Origin of the sequence: Campylobacter concisus, assembly GCF_002913865.1 — a bacterium.
Taxonomy (GTDB): domain Bacteria; phylum Campylobacterota; class Campylobacteria; order Campylobacterales; family Campylobacteraceae; genus Campylobacter_A; species Campylobacter_A concisus_AM.
In genome coordinates this window covers 1-13,406 of the sequence record NZ_POYX01000097.1, presented here as the reverse complement: position 1 = coordinate 13,406, position 13,406 = coordinate 1, and the positions used below count along the sequence as shown (strand labels likewise).

Here is a 13,406-nt window from a genome sequence, read left to right as displayed (position 1 = left end):
AAAAGGTGGGCTAACCACCTTTTAAAAACTTACGTCATCTCACTTTAAATTTATACGTCACTTACTAAATTTTTCTATGTCTTGATTGATTAAATTTTCATATTCACAAAGCTCGTTGCAAGTCTTCTTGCTCTGTTCTATAAGCTCATCAAATTTAAATCCAAGCATCACGATACGATAAAGGTTTGGCTTGTGTTTTCGCCAGTTGTAAAGCGTCGCGACATCAACGTCTAAATGATAAGCCATATCACGTTTTGTCATCTTAGCCACTTTACACTCCTTTTTTTGAGTGATTTTATAAATTTTATTCTGATAAGAAAACAATTGAATTATTTTATGTTTTTTATTAATTTCATTGAATATTTAAACTTTATTTAATATAAGAAAACTTAAAATAGCCGCGTAACATTTTTTAAATAAGGAGTAAAAATGAAAAATGTAGTTTTAAAAGTTGCTTTAGGTTTAAGCCTAGCTAGTGCCGTTGCTTTAGCGCAAGGAGCCTTTGTTGGAGTTGAAGGAGACTATTCTTTTAATTCAAATTTAACAGCAAAAAGCGACAATGGCAAATCAAAAGCTAAAAAAGCACAGCCAGGTCTTGGTATAAAAGCTGGTTATGACTTTGATGTGGCTAGAGTTTATGGTGCTTACATATATGACTTTCAAGCCAAAAAGTCACTTGGCGACGAAGATGGCACAATAATAAAATGGAAAACTCATAAATTTATAGTTGGAGCCGACTATACTCCAAGCGTAGCAAAAGATCTAAAACTAGTTCTTGGTGGCTATACTGGTTTTTCAAAACTTAAAATGGATGTGTTTGACACACACGATGGCTCTGAAAAAGGCAATGCAACTGGCTGGATACTAGGCGCAAAAGTTGGTGCTGAATACTCTATAAATGAAAATAATGCGATTGAGTTTGGTCTAAAAGCTGATAGAACAAAATATCGCTCTATAGCAAAATATGATAATGCAAAAATAAAAGAGACAAACATCGGTCTTTATATGGGATATACATATAAATTTTAATCACCAGCAAGCTCAAATTTCAAAGCAAATTTGAGCTTTTATTAGAAACTATAAATTTACCAGCTTTTCTAAATTTTCGCCGTCTAAGCGGTAGGTTCTCCACTCAAGAGATTGGTTTTTAGCGCCCATGCTTTCATAAAATTTGATGCTTGGCTCATTCCAGTTTAGGCAGCACCACTCAAGCCTTTTTAAATTTTCATCCTTACAAATTTGAGCTAGAAATTTAAAGAATGCCTTGCCGATGCCTTGATTTCTAAACTCTTTTTTGACATAAATATCCTCAAGATAGATACCGCCAAGCCCTAAAAATGTGGAAAACGTGTAAAAATAGATAGCATATCCTATCACCCTGCCCTCACTCTCACAGATAAGGGCTTTTGCGTAATTTTTATTAAAGATAGAGTCTGCAAAAATTTCATTTGTAAAAGTGACTTGATCGCTCATTTTTTCGTAAGCTGCAAGCTCTCTTACAAGCTCACAGATCACGTCTATATCGCCTCTAGTCGCTTTTCTTATTTCAAATTTCATTAGTTGTCACCAAAGAGTGCTTTTAGATCCTTGACCATTCCGCCATTTTCGCCGCTGCTGCTAGTTTTCGAGCCAAGCTCGTTTAGCTCGATCTCATAGCCAGTTAGCATGCTTGCTAGGCGGATATTTATGCCATTTTTGCCGATAGCCTTGCTCTTTTGCTCGCTTGCAAGTGTCACGATCGCCTTGTTTTCTTCGATCTTTACAGATGTGATGATCGCAGGTGCCATAGCGCGAGCTACCAAGATCGCTGGCTCGGTGGTGTATTCTATCGCATCAATGCTCTCGCCATGAAGCTCTTTGCTTACGGCATTTATCCTAACTCCCTTTGTGCCGACCGTTGCGCCGACTGGATCGATATTTGGAGTGGTCGAGATGAGCGCTACTTTAGCTCTTTCACCAGGGATCCTTGCACTTCCTTGAATGATGATGCCGCCATCTTTTATCTCTGGCACCTCTGAAGTTAGCAGCGCCTCAAGAAATTTAGGCGAAGTCCTTGAAAGCTCGACCTTTATGCCTAAATTTTTATCTGTAAAAACTTTTCTAATGACCGCTTTTACCACATCGCCTACTTTAAATTTCTCACCTTTTATGCGGTTTTTACGTGGCAAGATGGCACGAAGCTCATCTATCTCAATAAAGGTGTTTTCGTCGTTATCAACCCTAACAACCGGACCAAATACCATGTGGCCGCTCATCTCGTTATATTTTTGTAAAATTTTCTCTTCGACTAGGCGTTGGATGTGATACTCAAGCTCCTTGTGAAGCGTTTGGGCGGCTGTTCTGCCGAGATTATCAAGGCTTAGTTCGTAAGTGAGCTCGTCGCCGATCTCTACGCCATTATCTATCTTTTTAGCCTCTTTTAAGCTTAAAAAGTGCTCATTGTCTTCAGCAAGCCTCTCATCGTCGTTTGCTACGATTGAAATTTTTTGATAAAGCTTTAAATTTTTATTTGCATCGATGCTCACGTCATACTCATAATTTTCGCCATAAACCCTTTTTGCAGTGTTTATTAAGGCTCTTATGACGCGCTCTTTTACATCTTCTATCTCTAAATTTTTCTCATTGGCAATTGACTCTATAATGTCTGATATTCTTTCCATTTTTTCTCCATTGTGACGATAAATTTCGGGGATTTTTCGTGAAGTTTTGAAATTATACATAAGCCATACTTTTAATAAGATTAAGCTTGTTATTAACTTTTATTTAATCCTTTTTTTATGATGATTTGGGTATATTGACCGATTAAAATTTAAGATTTTGAAAGGATTAAAATTGGAGCTAAAACTTGCAAGAGCCGAATTAGACGCAAAACCAAAAACGATTTCACTAGAAAAGATAGAGGCAGCTGTCGAAAAAGAGGGTCAGAAAATTTTCTATTTTGATAAAGAAAACACACACAAACAACTAATCGCCTTAGTCGAACACTTTGAAGAAAAAGGGCTAAGCGTTTATCACAGAACCGTGAAATACGGCCTTGATGATAGCGATTATATGTATGAAGTGCATATACTTTAATGAGTAAAAAACTCTTTATCCAAACTCTAGGTTGTGCTATGAATGTTCGTGACAGCGAGCATATCATAGCCGAGCTCTCACAAAAAGAAGACTACTCCTTAACACAAAACATTGAAGAAGCTGATTTAATCCTTATAAATACCTGCTCGGTTCGTGAAAAGCCAGTGCATAAGCTCTTTAGCGAGGTTGGAGCCTTTGAAAAAGCCAAAAAAAGAGGTGCAAAGATAGGCGTTTGCGGCTGCACTGCAAGCCATTTGGGTAGTGAAATTTTCAAGCGCGCGCCTTATGTTGATTTTGTCCTTGGCGCAAGAAACGTCAGCAAGATCACAAAGGCGGTAAATACACCTAAATTTATCTCAACCGACATCAACCACGACGAGAGCGAATACGCATTTGGCGAGTTTAGAGGCTCGCCATATAAAAGCCACATCAACATCTCAATCGGCTGCGATAAAAAATGCACCTACTGCATCGTCCCACACACCAGAGGCGATGAAATTTCCATCCCATCAAGCCTCATCTTAAAAGAGGCAGAAAAGGCTGCAAAAAGCGGTGCAAAAGAGATATTTTTACTAGGGCAAAATGTCAATAACTACGGCAAAAGATTTTCAGGTGTGCAAGAAAATATCGATTTTAGCGACCTGTTAGTGAAGATAAGCGAGATAGAGGGCGTTGAGAGGATAAGATTCACAAGTCCGCACCCGCTTCACATGGATGATAAATTTCTTGAAATTTTTACAAATAACCCAAAAATTTGCAAGTCGATGCACATGCCACTTCAAAGCGGAAATACCAAAGTTTTGCGCGAGATGAAGCGCGGATACACAAAAGAGTGGTTTTTAGACCGCGCGCTAAGACTTAGAAAGATGTGCCCAGATGTTAGCATCTCAACTGATATCATCGTCGCATTTCCAGGCGAGAGCGACAATGAATTTGAAGATACGATGGACGTGCTTGAGCAAGTTAGATTTGAGCAAATTTTTAGCTTTAAGTATTCACCTCGTCCGCTTACAAAAGCAGCTACTTTTACAAATCAAATAGATGATAAAACCGCTTCAGAAAGGCTAACACGCCTGCAAAATCGCCACAGCGAAATTTTAGACGAGATCGTGGCGGAGCAAAAAGATAAAATTTTTTATGTATATTTTGAAGAGCTAAGGGCAAATGGCGGCGTTGCTGGGCGAAGTTTTAACAACTTTTTAGTTCAAGTTGATGGCAGCGAAGAGCTTCTTGGCACTACGCAAAAAGTAAAGATCACAAATCCAAAACGAATGGTTTTGTATGGCGAGCTGCAAATTTAAAAACACCTTTGAAAAGGTCGCCCTAAATGTTGGCGTCTTTTTCATCTACATTTTGATGTGGCTCATTTTTCTAACCTGCAAAAAGAGCTACACTCCAAATCTCTTACCACAAAATGGCTGCGTCGTCGTCTTTTGGCACGGCAGGCTTAGCTTTATGAGCTTTGCTTACAGACAGTGGTGGAGCAGACAAAACAGAAAACAAGGCAAGGTAATAATAAGCGACCACAAAGATGGCGAGCTCATCACCAAAATAATCAAATTTTTTGGCATCGGTACCATTAGAGGCAGCAGCTCAAAAGGCGGTGCAAGGGCACTTATAGAGGCCCTAAGAGAGATAAAGCAAGGTCACGATGTCATCATCACACCAGATGGCCCACGCGGACCAAGACACAGCGTGGCAGACGGAGCTGCAGTGATCGCGCAAAAGTCATCTTGCGAAATTTATGCTCTAAATTTTGAAGCAAACTCGTTTTGGGAGTTTAAAAGCTGGGATAAGATGATACTTCCAAAGCCATTTTCAACTATAAAATTTAGTCTCTCAGCCCCTTTTAGCGTGGCAAATTTAGAGCAAAAAGAGGCAAAAGAGAAGATACAAAACGAGCTTTGGCAGGCCTCACAAAATGACGGCGGCAAGAGCGTAGAGCAAAACAAAGAGGACTTTAGATCAAATTTAAAAATTTGGTGGAAAAAATATGCGCATAAAAATCCGCAAATAAGTGACGAAATAAGAGAAATTTTGGATGAAATTTATGAAAAATAAAATTTCTATCTTTATAGCCATTTTTATAATAGCCTTGTTTGGGCTATTTTTTTACAGCGACAACTCCTACAAGCTCGCTCTTGAAGCGAAATTTTACTACAAGAGCAAAGAGTATGAAAAGGCTATAAATTTAAGCCAAAAAGCTCTTGATCTTGATGCTTACAACAAAATGGCCGCCACCACGCTTAATCAAAGCAAGGCAGCGATAAAATTTAGCTCATACATAAAAAATGGCAAAGAGTATGTGGAGCGCATCAAAAAAATGAGCCAAAGTGGCGTTAGTAAGGCTGATAATGAGCGTATCAAAATGATGTGTGATGTGATGATAGAGGATTTTGAAAGCTTAAGAAATTCTGCACTGCTTGATAACGCCCTAAAAGACGAAGCACTAAGCACAAAAGAGATTTTTGTTAAGCTCAAAAATGAGCTGTTTTAAAGTTATTTAATCCCTTTTTAGCTAACATATCAAAAATAATGCACTAAATTTAGGAGAGTTATGTCTTTTAGCATCAAAAAGCTTTTTTCAAACCTTTTCTTAAGCGTCGTGATCGAGGGCAATGAGTGCATTTTCTACGGTCAGGTCTTTAGAAATGGCAAGCTTATAAAAACCACAAATGCTAAATTTACCGACATAAGCATCGAAAATGTCGATGAAAAGGTCATAAAATACATAGAAGAGCAAGAGAAGGCCTATTTTGGCGTCTATGTTTCGCTCTTTTTTAACGACGACTCACAAGGTGCGCTGCCTACTGCTAACTTTGACGAGTATAAAAAATTTAACATCAACACACAAAATTTAACCAGCCTTGTGATGCAAGATAGCTGGAGCATATATGCAAATTTAAATGCTATAAGAAGATATAAAAACCTCTTTGGACAAGGTAGCGTCGATCTTATCTACTCGCCTATCGCCCTGCTCTTTCACGAGCTTTTAAAGCGTGGAATTTCGCCAAAAACCACGCTATATCTCTACATCCACTCGCACTCTTTTGCACTTGCGATATTTAAAGACAAGCAGATGAAGCTCTCTACGTTTTTAAATATGAGTGACGCTGAAGAGGGCAACGAAGAGATCGAAAGCCTAAAAGAAGAGGATATAACAGACATCGACAATCTCATCGTCAAAGAAGAAGATGGTGCAACGGCGCTTGATGATTTCAAGAGTTTGGATGATTTCTTAAGCGACGATAAGCCAAAAGAATTTGAAGATCTAAACTACGAGCTAAACATGCCAGCTTCGACCAATGTCGAGAAGTCAGTGGCGATCTTTGGGCGCGATATGAAGATGTTTGACTACATTGCAAAGGCTATGAAAGAATTTTATGAAAATCCAATCTATGGCGGCGATTTTATCGAGCAGATCATCGTTTTTGAAAACACAAAGACAAGCGCTACATTTTTACAATACCTGCAGTCTGAGCTGTTTGTGGAGACTTCGGCCTATCCGATCAACACAAATCACATCATGAATGAGATCATGCAAGAAGAGATAACACTATGAAATTTAGCTTCATCACTCCAGAACCAAGACCGCTTCTATCTATCTTTAGTAAGCTCTGGCTAAGCCTTATTGGCTTTGTTTTTGTGGTGCTTTTGGTGGCAAATTTCTTCATCGTTTATAAAAACTACTCAACCAAGAAAAATATAGAATTTCTAGCAAACGAGCAAAAAGAGCTTAGTCAAAAGATAGTCACTACTGATGAAATTTCAGCCAAACTTGGCGTACAGATAGACTCAGCAAATGATATTTTCACGTCAAATTCTATCCTAAAGCAAAGCCTGCATAACCTTTTTGACCTTGTACCTGATAGCATCACGCTTGAAGAGGTCTTTATGGATAAAAACTCGCTCATCATCCGCGGCATAACGCCAACAAAGGATGTCTTTAACCAGCTTTTAGCGTCGCCGCTAAGGTCGATTTTCACCACGTCAAATACAAGCTTTTATCAGAGCAAAAACGGCTGGTACGGCTTTATAAGCACAAATAAGATTGATAATTCTGAGGGATATAATGAGTAAAAAAGATACGAGCTTAGAAAAAATCGACCCTGTAAAGCTTTTACTTTTTATATTTGCTTTTATCATAGTTTGCTTCATTATGATATTTGGCTTTATCGTGCCAAATATAAAAGAATTTAAAAGCCTCTCAAGGCAAAACTACTCGCAAACCTCATCATATACGAAGGTAAAAAACGAATTTGAAGCTAAATTTAAAGCGCTTGAAGCGACAAGACAAAAAGATGGTGCTATCATCTTGGCCTATGATACAGCTTTTGATAAGGATAAATTTATAAATTTCGCATCGCAATTTTTTAGCGAGGTAAGCCTTAGCAAGATAGAAGAAGGTGAAAATAACGCAACCGAGAAGTTCTTTAGATACCGCCTAAATGTCACCAGCTCACTTAAAACCCCGCAGAAATTTTATGACTTTTTAGACGCACTTAGCAGCTACGATAGCATCATAAAAGCCGAATTTCCTATCGTCATGAAGGGCGAAAACGACAAGATCCACACGACCTTTAACATAAAAGTTTTTGGACTGAAGTAACCAAGTTTGATAAATTTCTCCGCATCAAATTTAAAATTGCTGTGCCCTCAACAAAGGCATGGATATAAAAACTAGCTAGAGCCACCACCACACCAAACAAGCTCTTACACGCAGGCTCTGGCGCACAAAGCAAGGTTATAAAACTATATAAAGAGCTTCAAACTACGATCATAATGGCAACAAAAGACCTTTTTGAAAATAGGATCAAATTTAAAGAAATTTATGAATACGATATGAAGTGTAAGCATCTTTTTAAAAATGGCGAAGAGGTGCAGATGCCAAAAAATGAGGCAAAACCCTTCTTTTTACTTGTGAGTAATATAGAAAAAGTAGTGAGTTACGAAGTGATAGAAAACTACGTCTAGAGCGAGAAGTCGATGAGTAACGAAGCTCTTAGAATGACTATCAAAAAATAAGGGCAAAAACGGACACCGACCTCATCAAAAACATCTCAGGTGTAGGATATAAACTTAGCAGAGCAAGCTAAATTTAACTTTGTGTAGCTTTTATAAATTTAAGCTACACAAATTCTTACCTTTTATCCACGCATTTGCCAAGTTGGCAGGCTCTTTTGTAAAGTGCGTCTGCCTTTGTTTCATCGCCACTTAGCTTTACAAGCAAGAAGCAAGACTGCGCATACTCAAGCTCGCAGCTCTTTGCCAAAAGCCTTAGCACCCTGGCCTCAGCCTTGGTTCTATCTATCTTATGAGTTTTTAAATTTTCGCTTTCGATGTAGGATTTTAGTCCCATTGCCTCGTTATAGCAGCCAACGCCGTCGCCACTATCGCAAGCTAGTTTATAAAGCTTTAGAGCCTTTTCGATATCTTTTTGCTCATCAACTAGCCCTTGCTCATAAATTTGACCTAAATTTGAGCACGCCGTCGCAAGCCCAGCATTGCAAGCCCTTTCGTAGTAGCCTTTTGCCTTTACGAAGTCCTTTTCGTTGCTAAAATTTACAGCTAGGTTGTTGCAGTCGATGCTATTTCCGCTCTCGCAGTTTTGCACCATTTTCTCTTTTTCAAGCTCAAGACGCTCCGCCCTAGCCTCCTCATCACTTTGCCAAAAGCCAAAGCTCACCATCTTTTGCCACGACCAGCAGCCACTTAGCATAAAGCTAGCAACTACGATAAGCCCAAAATTTAAAACTTTTTTCACTTATTTTCCTGCTTACATGCCAAGCTTTGCGCCTAGTCTTTTCATCTGTGGGCACGCCTTGTTTAGACCACGAAAGCAAGCGACTTTGTAAATTCCATAAGCTCTCTTTTCGTCCTTGTTCATGCCAAGACCTAGCTCATACATCGCGCCGATATTTGCGCAGCTTGGCAGATCTCCAGCGTTGCAAGCGTTTGTGTAGGCCTCCATCGCTAGATAGTAGTCTTGTTTTACGATCTCGCCCTTGCGGTAGGCGTTGCCTAGATGATAGCAAGCTTGCACACCGCCACTATTGCAGCTATCTTTGTAAATTTCGACCGCTTTTTTTGGATCTTTTTTCACGCCAAGGCCGTTTTCATAGAGCGTGCCAAGGTTTGAGCAAGCAAGCTGCACTTTCGCATCGCAAGCCTTTTTGTAGTTTGCGTAGGCATTGTCATACTCTTTCATAAGCTCAAAATTTACGCCCAAGTCGTTGCAAGCTTCAGCATCGCCGCTCTCGCACTTTGGTGTTAAAAGATCGATCGCATTTTTTGAAATTTGCTCTTTGTTTTGCACCACCTTTTCGTCCTTTGGCTGTTGCCACGAGTCATCTTGCTTTGGCGTCTCTCCGATGCCGATCACGTTTAAGCAGCCTGTGAAAAATAGAGCAGTTAAAAGTAGTAGATATTTTTTCATTTTTATCCTTTTAGTATTGTCCAAACAAGTCATTTAGGGCTTCGCTGATGCTTGGATGAGTGAAAATTTGGTTTTTAAAGAAATTTGCATCTGCTTTTAAATTCATAGCGATCGCGATCTCATTTATGATCTCATTTGCGTAGATGCAGTGAAAGCTAGCCCCCAAAATTTCGCCACTACTAGCTTCAACGATCGCTTTTAGCATGCCCACATCGTGGTTTAGCACCTTTGCTCCTGGCACTGCTGCCATGCTAAGTTTTAGCTCCTTGAAATTTAACCCAAGCTTGCTAGCTTCTTTTGCATTTACGCCAACTCTTGCTAGCGGAGTGTCGGTAAATAGCACGTTTGCATGGATGCTTCTGTTTTGTGTGGTGCGTTTTTTGTCACCAAAAATTTGCGAGAAAACTATCCTAAAATCATCCAAACTAGTGTAGGTAAAAAGCTCTCCGCCGCGCACATCGCCCACTGCGTAGATGTTTGACACATTTGTTTGAAGGCGCTCATTTGTCTTTATAAAGCCTTTTTCGTTTAGCTCGACGCCAGCTGCTTTTAAATTTAGATCATCTAAATTTGCCACTCTGCCAAGCGCTACTAAAAACGCATCAGCTTTGATGAGCCTATCTTCACCATCTTGTTTGAAATTTAGCGCATTGTCTTTTAAGCTCTCTATCTCGCAACCCTCTAAAATTTCGATGCCTTGCACGCTTAGCGCATCTTTTACGCTTTTAGCTATATCTTCATCTTCGTTTTTTAGAAGTGGTGAGCGTCCGACGATGGTCACTTTTGAGCCAAAATTTGCAAACATCGATGCAAACTCGATGCCGATAAATCCGCTGCCAACGATGACAAGATGCTTTGGCATAGTTTTTAGATCGAGCAAGGTTTTACTTGAAAAGACGTTTGAGTTTGTTATCCCAAATGGCGCATACGCCTCTTTTGAGCCGGTATTTATGATGATAAACTCACCTTCAACGACTTTTTGCTCGCCGTTTGAGGTTGTAACTAGGACGCTATTTTTATCTTTAAACGAGCCAACGCCATCGATCACGTCGATATTTTCTTTATCATTTAGCATCGCATAGTTTTTAGAATTTAAAGCTGAGATTAGCTTATTTTTGTTTTCGATGCTAAGCGTGTAATACTCGTTTTCAACGCTATTATCTGCATATATCGCCTCTTTTGCAGCTGTGATTAGACGTTTTGTTGGTATGCAGCCCACGTTTATGCAAGTGCCACCATACATCTTTGGCGATCTCTCGATTAGCGCGACCTTTTTGCCAAGCGCAGCAGCCTTTACAGCTAGCGTCTTGCCAGCCTTACCAAATCCAATAATAACAATGTCATATTTCATTTAATTTTTCCTATTATGTAGTATGTAGTTTCGTTTATCTTTTTGATATCCATTTTGTATTTATTTGCCCAGCTTTTGATGATCTCATCAACCCGCTCTTTTATCTCTTTGACGGTTGCGACGTTTTTTATCTTTAGCCTATCCTCACTCCCGCTCATCGCTACAAAGCAAAGGTGCGGCTTTAGATGATCGTTTAGCTCGATCACACTCTTTGGCAAAAGGCCGTCAGTGTTATTTAAAATTCTACGCATATGCTCAGTGGTCGTTTCATCTATGTTGTAGCCAAGCTGTGTCAAAAGTGCGTTATGATCCATATCGTTCCTTTTTGCTTAAATTTGCGATCATTATAAGATAAAATTCGATAAAATCGCCTAAATTTTCAAGGACAAATATGAAAAAATTTATCATTTTTCTATTTAACATTTTGCTATTTTGGGGCTGTTCTGCAGATCAAATTTCGCAAAATTTAGGTCTTAGCGAGCCACCACTTGATCCTGAAGTAGAGCAGATAGCAGACGCCATCTATCTATATAACGAGGGCAACTACCCAAAGGCTTGCAAGAGATTTTACGACTACGCAAAAGATGGCAACGTCCTAGCCATGCAGCAAACTGGCGTTTGTTTTCGTGACGGCAAAGGCTTTAGTAAGGATATCTTAAGGGCGCTTTTTTGGTTTGAGACAGCTGGCAGATACGGCAACATAGATGGTCTTAGAAGCGCTGGATATATCTATGAGTACGGCCTTGGGGTCAATAAAAATTTAGAAAAAGCGATATATTTTTATGAAAAAGCCACAAGCCTTGGCTCAAGCGAGGCCAGCTATGATCTAGGGCTTATATATCTTGGCAAAAATGACTATAAAAAAGCTAGAATTTATCTTGATGAGGCTTGCTATCACGGAAAAGAAGAAGCCTGCACGAAGCTAAAAGAGATGAAATTTTAGCTCTTAATTAGTTTCAACAGAATTTAGAGCTGAATATCCGATCAAAATCACACTTGCTATCATAAGAACAGATACAAAAATTCCCATTTTTATCCTTTATTTTTTTAAATCTTTTATCTCTTTTAGTATCTTTTTGGACTTTGCATTGCCAAGCAATATCAAAATCAATAAAAGAGCTGCGCACATGCAAACACTATAAAATTCTAGCTTATCGACATAGTCCTTATAGTGGGTAAAAATCCAACTAATAAGACCAACCAAAATTGTAACAAAAATCCCGAGCCAAAATTTTAGCATGCCTAAGCGCTCTTTGGCTTCATCTAATTTTTGAAATTATCTTTTTTTGAATAGCCTAAAGCATTTTAACGTACAAATTTAACAGCTAGCTATATTTTAGTTCCTACGCCTCAGCCTTTTGAGCGATCAAGACGCCCTCTATCATCTTTTTAATATCCCCATCAAGTATCGCGTCAGTTTGTGAGTATGCCTCGCCGCTGCGGTTGTCTTTAACCTGCTGATATGGGAAAAGCACGTATGATCTTATCTGGTGCCCCCAGCCGATCTCGCTCTTTTCGACGCTGTTGCTCGCCTCTTGTTGCTTCATCAGCTCAAGCTCGTAAAGGCGCGACTTTAGCATTTTCATCGCTGTGGCTCTGTTTTTGTGCTGACTGCGGTCGTTTTGGCACTGCACGACGATGCCAGTTGGTATGTGCGTGATACGGATGGCTGATTCTGTTTTATTTACGTGCTGACCGCCTGCGCCACTAGCTCTATAAGTGTCTATCTTTAGATCTTTCTCTTCGATCTCGATCTCTATATCATCATCTACTTCAGGGCTTACCATAACGCTAGAAAAGCTCGTGTGGCGACGTCCTGCGCTATCAAATGGGCTTGTACGAACGAGCCTGTGGATGCCATTTTCTGCTTTAAAATATCCATAGGCATTTTCACCTTTTACGATAAAGCTCACATCCTTTAGTCCAGCCTCTTCGCCCTCTTGAAAGTCCAAAGTCTCGACCTTAAAGCCCTCACGCTCACAAAATCTAAGATACATCCTATAAAGCATGCTCGCCCAGTCGTTGCTCTCAGTGCCGCCAGCTCCAGGGTGGATCGATACGATCGCGTTTTTGCCGTCATCCTCGCCACTTAAAAGCATGGAAATTTCTAAATTTACTATCTTTTCATCTAAATTTTTAGCATCTTCAAATAAAGAATTTATAGTCTCCTCATCATTTTCAGAATTTGCTAGCTCAAAGAGCTCCTTTGCGTCGCTAACTGCTTGGTGAGCGTCGCTAAATTTAGCAAGCATGTTTGAAATTTTTGTCTTTTCTTTATTTAATGCCCCAGCTCTTGCGATATCTTGCCAAAAGCTAGGGTCTTGTTCGGTCGCCTCGATCTCTTTTAGCCTGGCCTTGATATCATCAGGCTTTACGATAGAGCCTATGTTTTCAACTTTTGTTTGTAGCTTCTTTAAAAGCTCGTTGTATTCGTAACTATCCAAGTTTTTCTCCATAAATTTTTGCCGATTTTAGCCAAAAGTTGCTTACATTTTTAAATTTACGCCCTTTTAATCCTTTTTTGTTACAATGCCAAGTTAAAAT

General features: G+C 39.4%; 18 protein-coding genes. 10 read left to right on the top strand and 8 right to left on the bottom strand.

Going from position 1 to position 13,406, the window contains the following annotated elements; genetic code table 11:
- Positions 1–57 precede the first annotated feature (57 nt).
- On the bottom strand, positions 58–270 hold the full coding sequence (locus tag CYP77_RS06480; RefSeq protein ID WP_002941953.1) for a transcriptional regulator: 213 nt from the start codon (positions 268–270) through the stop codon (positions 58–60).
- Between the two features lie 159 nt (positions 271–429).
- Between CYP77_RS06480 and CYP77_RS06475 the strand changes: the two genes are divergently transcribed.
- A complete protein-coding gene (locus CYP77_RS06475) occupies positions 430–1,029 on the top strand; it encodes an outer membrane beta-barrel protein (RefSeq protein ID WP_103567349.1) in 600 nt (199 codons plus the stop codon).
- Positions 1,030–1,077: 48 nt separating this feature from the next.
- Here the strand turns inward: CYP77_RS06475 and CYP77_RS06470 are convergent, their stop codons facing one another.
- Positions 1,078–1,557 (bottom strand): GNAT family N-acetyltransferase, encoded by a 480-nt coding sequence (locus tag CYP77_RS06470; protein ID WP_103567350.1) that lies wholly within the window; start codon positions 1,555–1,557, stop codon positions 1,078–1,080.
- A complete protein-coding gene (gene nusA, locus CYP77_RS06465; RefSeq protein WP_103567351.1) occupies positions 1,557–2,660 on the bottom strand; it encodes a transcription termination factor NusA in 1,104 nt (367 codons plus the stop codon). Before nusA ends, CYP77_RS06470 begins: the two co-directional genes overlap by 1 nt.
- Positions 2,661–2,832: 172 nt before the next feature.
- Here nusA and CYP77_RS06460 point away from each other — a divergent pair, with 172 nt between their 5' ends.
- The 8 genes from CYP77_RS06460 (at position 2,833) to CYP77_RS06425 (ending at position 8,049) form a co-directional block, all read left to right on the top strand.
- The gene (locus CYP77_RS06460; protein WP_002941786.1) at positions 2,833–3,075 is read left to right on the top strand and encodes an HP0268 family nuclease; all 243 of its coding nucleotides are present in this window, start codon (positions 2,833–2,835) and stop codon (positions 3,073–3,075) included.
- Positions 3,075–4,376 (top strand): tRNA (N6-isopentenyl adenosine(37)-C2)-methylthiotransferase MiaB, encoded by a 1,302-nt coding sequence (gene miaB / locus CYP77_RS06455; protein WP_103567352.1) that lies wholly within the window; start codon positions 3,075–3,077, stop codon positions 4,374–4,376. Before CYP77_RS06460 ends, miaB begins: the two co-directional genes overlap by 1 nt.
- Complete coding sequence (locus tag CYP77_RS06450) at positions 4,357–5,136, top strand: lysophospholipid acyltransferase family protein (RefSeq protein WP_103567353.1); 780 nt, start codon at positions 4,357–4,359, stop codon at positions 5,134–5,136. The genes miaB and CYP77_RS06450 overlap by 20 nt, the downstream gene beginning before the upstream one ends.
- Positions 5,117–5,572, top strand: a complete 456-nt coding sequence (locus CYP77_RS06445; protein WP_181001955.1) for a hypothetical protein — start codon at positions 5,117–5,119, stop codon at positions 5,570–5,572. Before CYP77_RS06450 ends, CYP77_RS06445 begins: the two co-directional genes overlap by 20 nt.
- A 60-nt stretch (positions 5,573–5,632) precedes the next feature.
- Positions 5,633–6,637, top strand: a complete 1,005-nt coding sequence (locus CYP77_RS06440; protein WP_103567354.1) for a hypothetical protein — start codon at positions 5,633–5,635, stop codon at positions 6,635–6,637.
- Positions 6,634–7,155, top strand: coding sequence for a hypothetical protein (locus CYP77_RS06435; RefSeq protein ID WP_103567355.1), 522 nt, complete (start codon positions 6,634–6,636; stop codon positions 7,153–7,155). The genes CYP77_RS06440 and CYP77_RS06435 overlap by 4 nt, the downstream gene beginning before the upstream one ends.
- Entirely contained in the window at positions 7,148–7,684 is a 537-nt protein-coding gene (locus CYP77_RS06430) for a hypothetical protein (RefSeq protein ID WP_002942078.1), read from the top strand. The genes CYP77_RS06435 and CYP77_RS06430 overlap by 8 nt, the downstream gene beginning before the upstream one ends.
- A gap of 173 nt (positions 7,685–7,857) precedes the next feature.
- A complete protein-coding gene (locus tag CYP77_RS06425; RefSeq protein ID WP_103567356.1) occupies positions 7,858–8,049 on the top strand; it encodes a hypothetical protein in 192 nt (63 codons plus the stop codon).
- 166 nt (positions 8,050–8,215) lie between these two features.
- Here CYP77_RS06425 and CYP77_RS06420 read toward each other — a convergent pair whose 3' ends face one another.
- From CYP77_RS06420 to CYP77_RS06405, 4 genes are read right to left on the bottom strand one after another with little or no spacing between them, the layout of a single operon-like run.
- Positions 8,216–8,839 (bottom strand): tetratricopeptide repeat protein, encoded by a 624-nt coding sequence (locus CYP77_RS06420; RefSeq protein WP_103567357.1) that lies wholly within the window; start codon positions 8,837–8,839, stop codon positions 8,216–8,218.
- A gap of 12 nt (positions 8,840–8,851) precedes the next feature.
- On the bottom strand, positions 8,852–9,511 hold the full coding sequence (locus tag CYP77_RS06415; protein WP_002941997.1) for a tetratricopeptide repeat protein: 660 nt from the start codon (positions 9,509–9,511) through the stop codon (positions 8,852–8,854).
- Between the two features lie 10 nt (positions 9,512–9,521).
- The gene (locus CYP77_RS06410) at positions 9,522–10,862 is read right to left on the bottom strand and encodes a dihydrolipoyl dehydrogenase family protein (RefSeq protein WP_103567358.1); all 1,341 of its coding nucleotides are present in this window, start codon (positions 10,860–10,862) and stop codon (positions 9,522–9,524) included.
- Positions 10,859–11,176, bottom strand: coding sequence for a hypothetical protein (locus CYP77_RS06405; protein ID WP_012139947.1), 318 nt, complete (start codon positions 11,174–11,176; stop codon positions 10,859–10,861). Before CYP77_RS06405 ends, CYP77_RS06410 begins: the two co-directional genes overlap by 4 nt.
- Positions 11,177–11,253: 77 nt before the next feature.
- Here CYP77_RS06405 and CYP77_RS06395 point away from each other — a divergent pair, with 77 nt between their 5' ends.
- Entirely contained in the window at positions 11,254–11,805 is a 552-nt protein-coding gene (locus CYP77_RS06395; protein WP_103567360.1) for a tetratricopeptide repeat protein, read from the top strand.
- Positions 11,806–12,205: 400 nt separating this feature from the next.
- On the opposite strand, the gene prfB is transcribed toward CYP77_RS06395, so the two are convergent.
- On the bottom strand, positions 12,206–13,306 hold the full coding sequence (gene prfB / locus CYP77_RS06385) for a peptide chain release factor 2 (RefSeq protein WP_103567362.1): 1,101 nt from the start codon (positions 13,304–13,306) through the stop codon (positions 12,206–12,208).
- Positions 13,307–13,406: the final 100 nt, after the last annotated feature.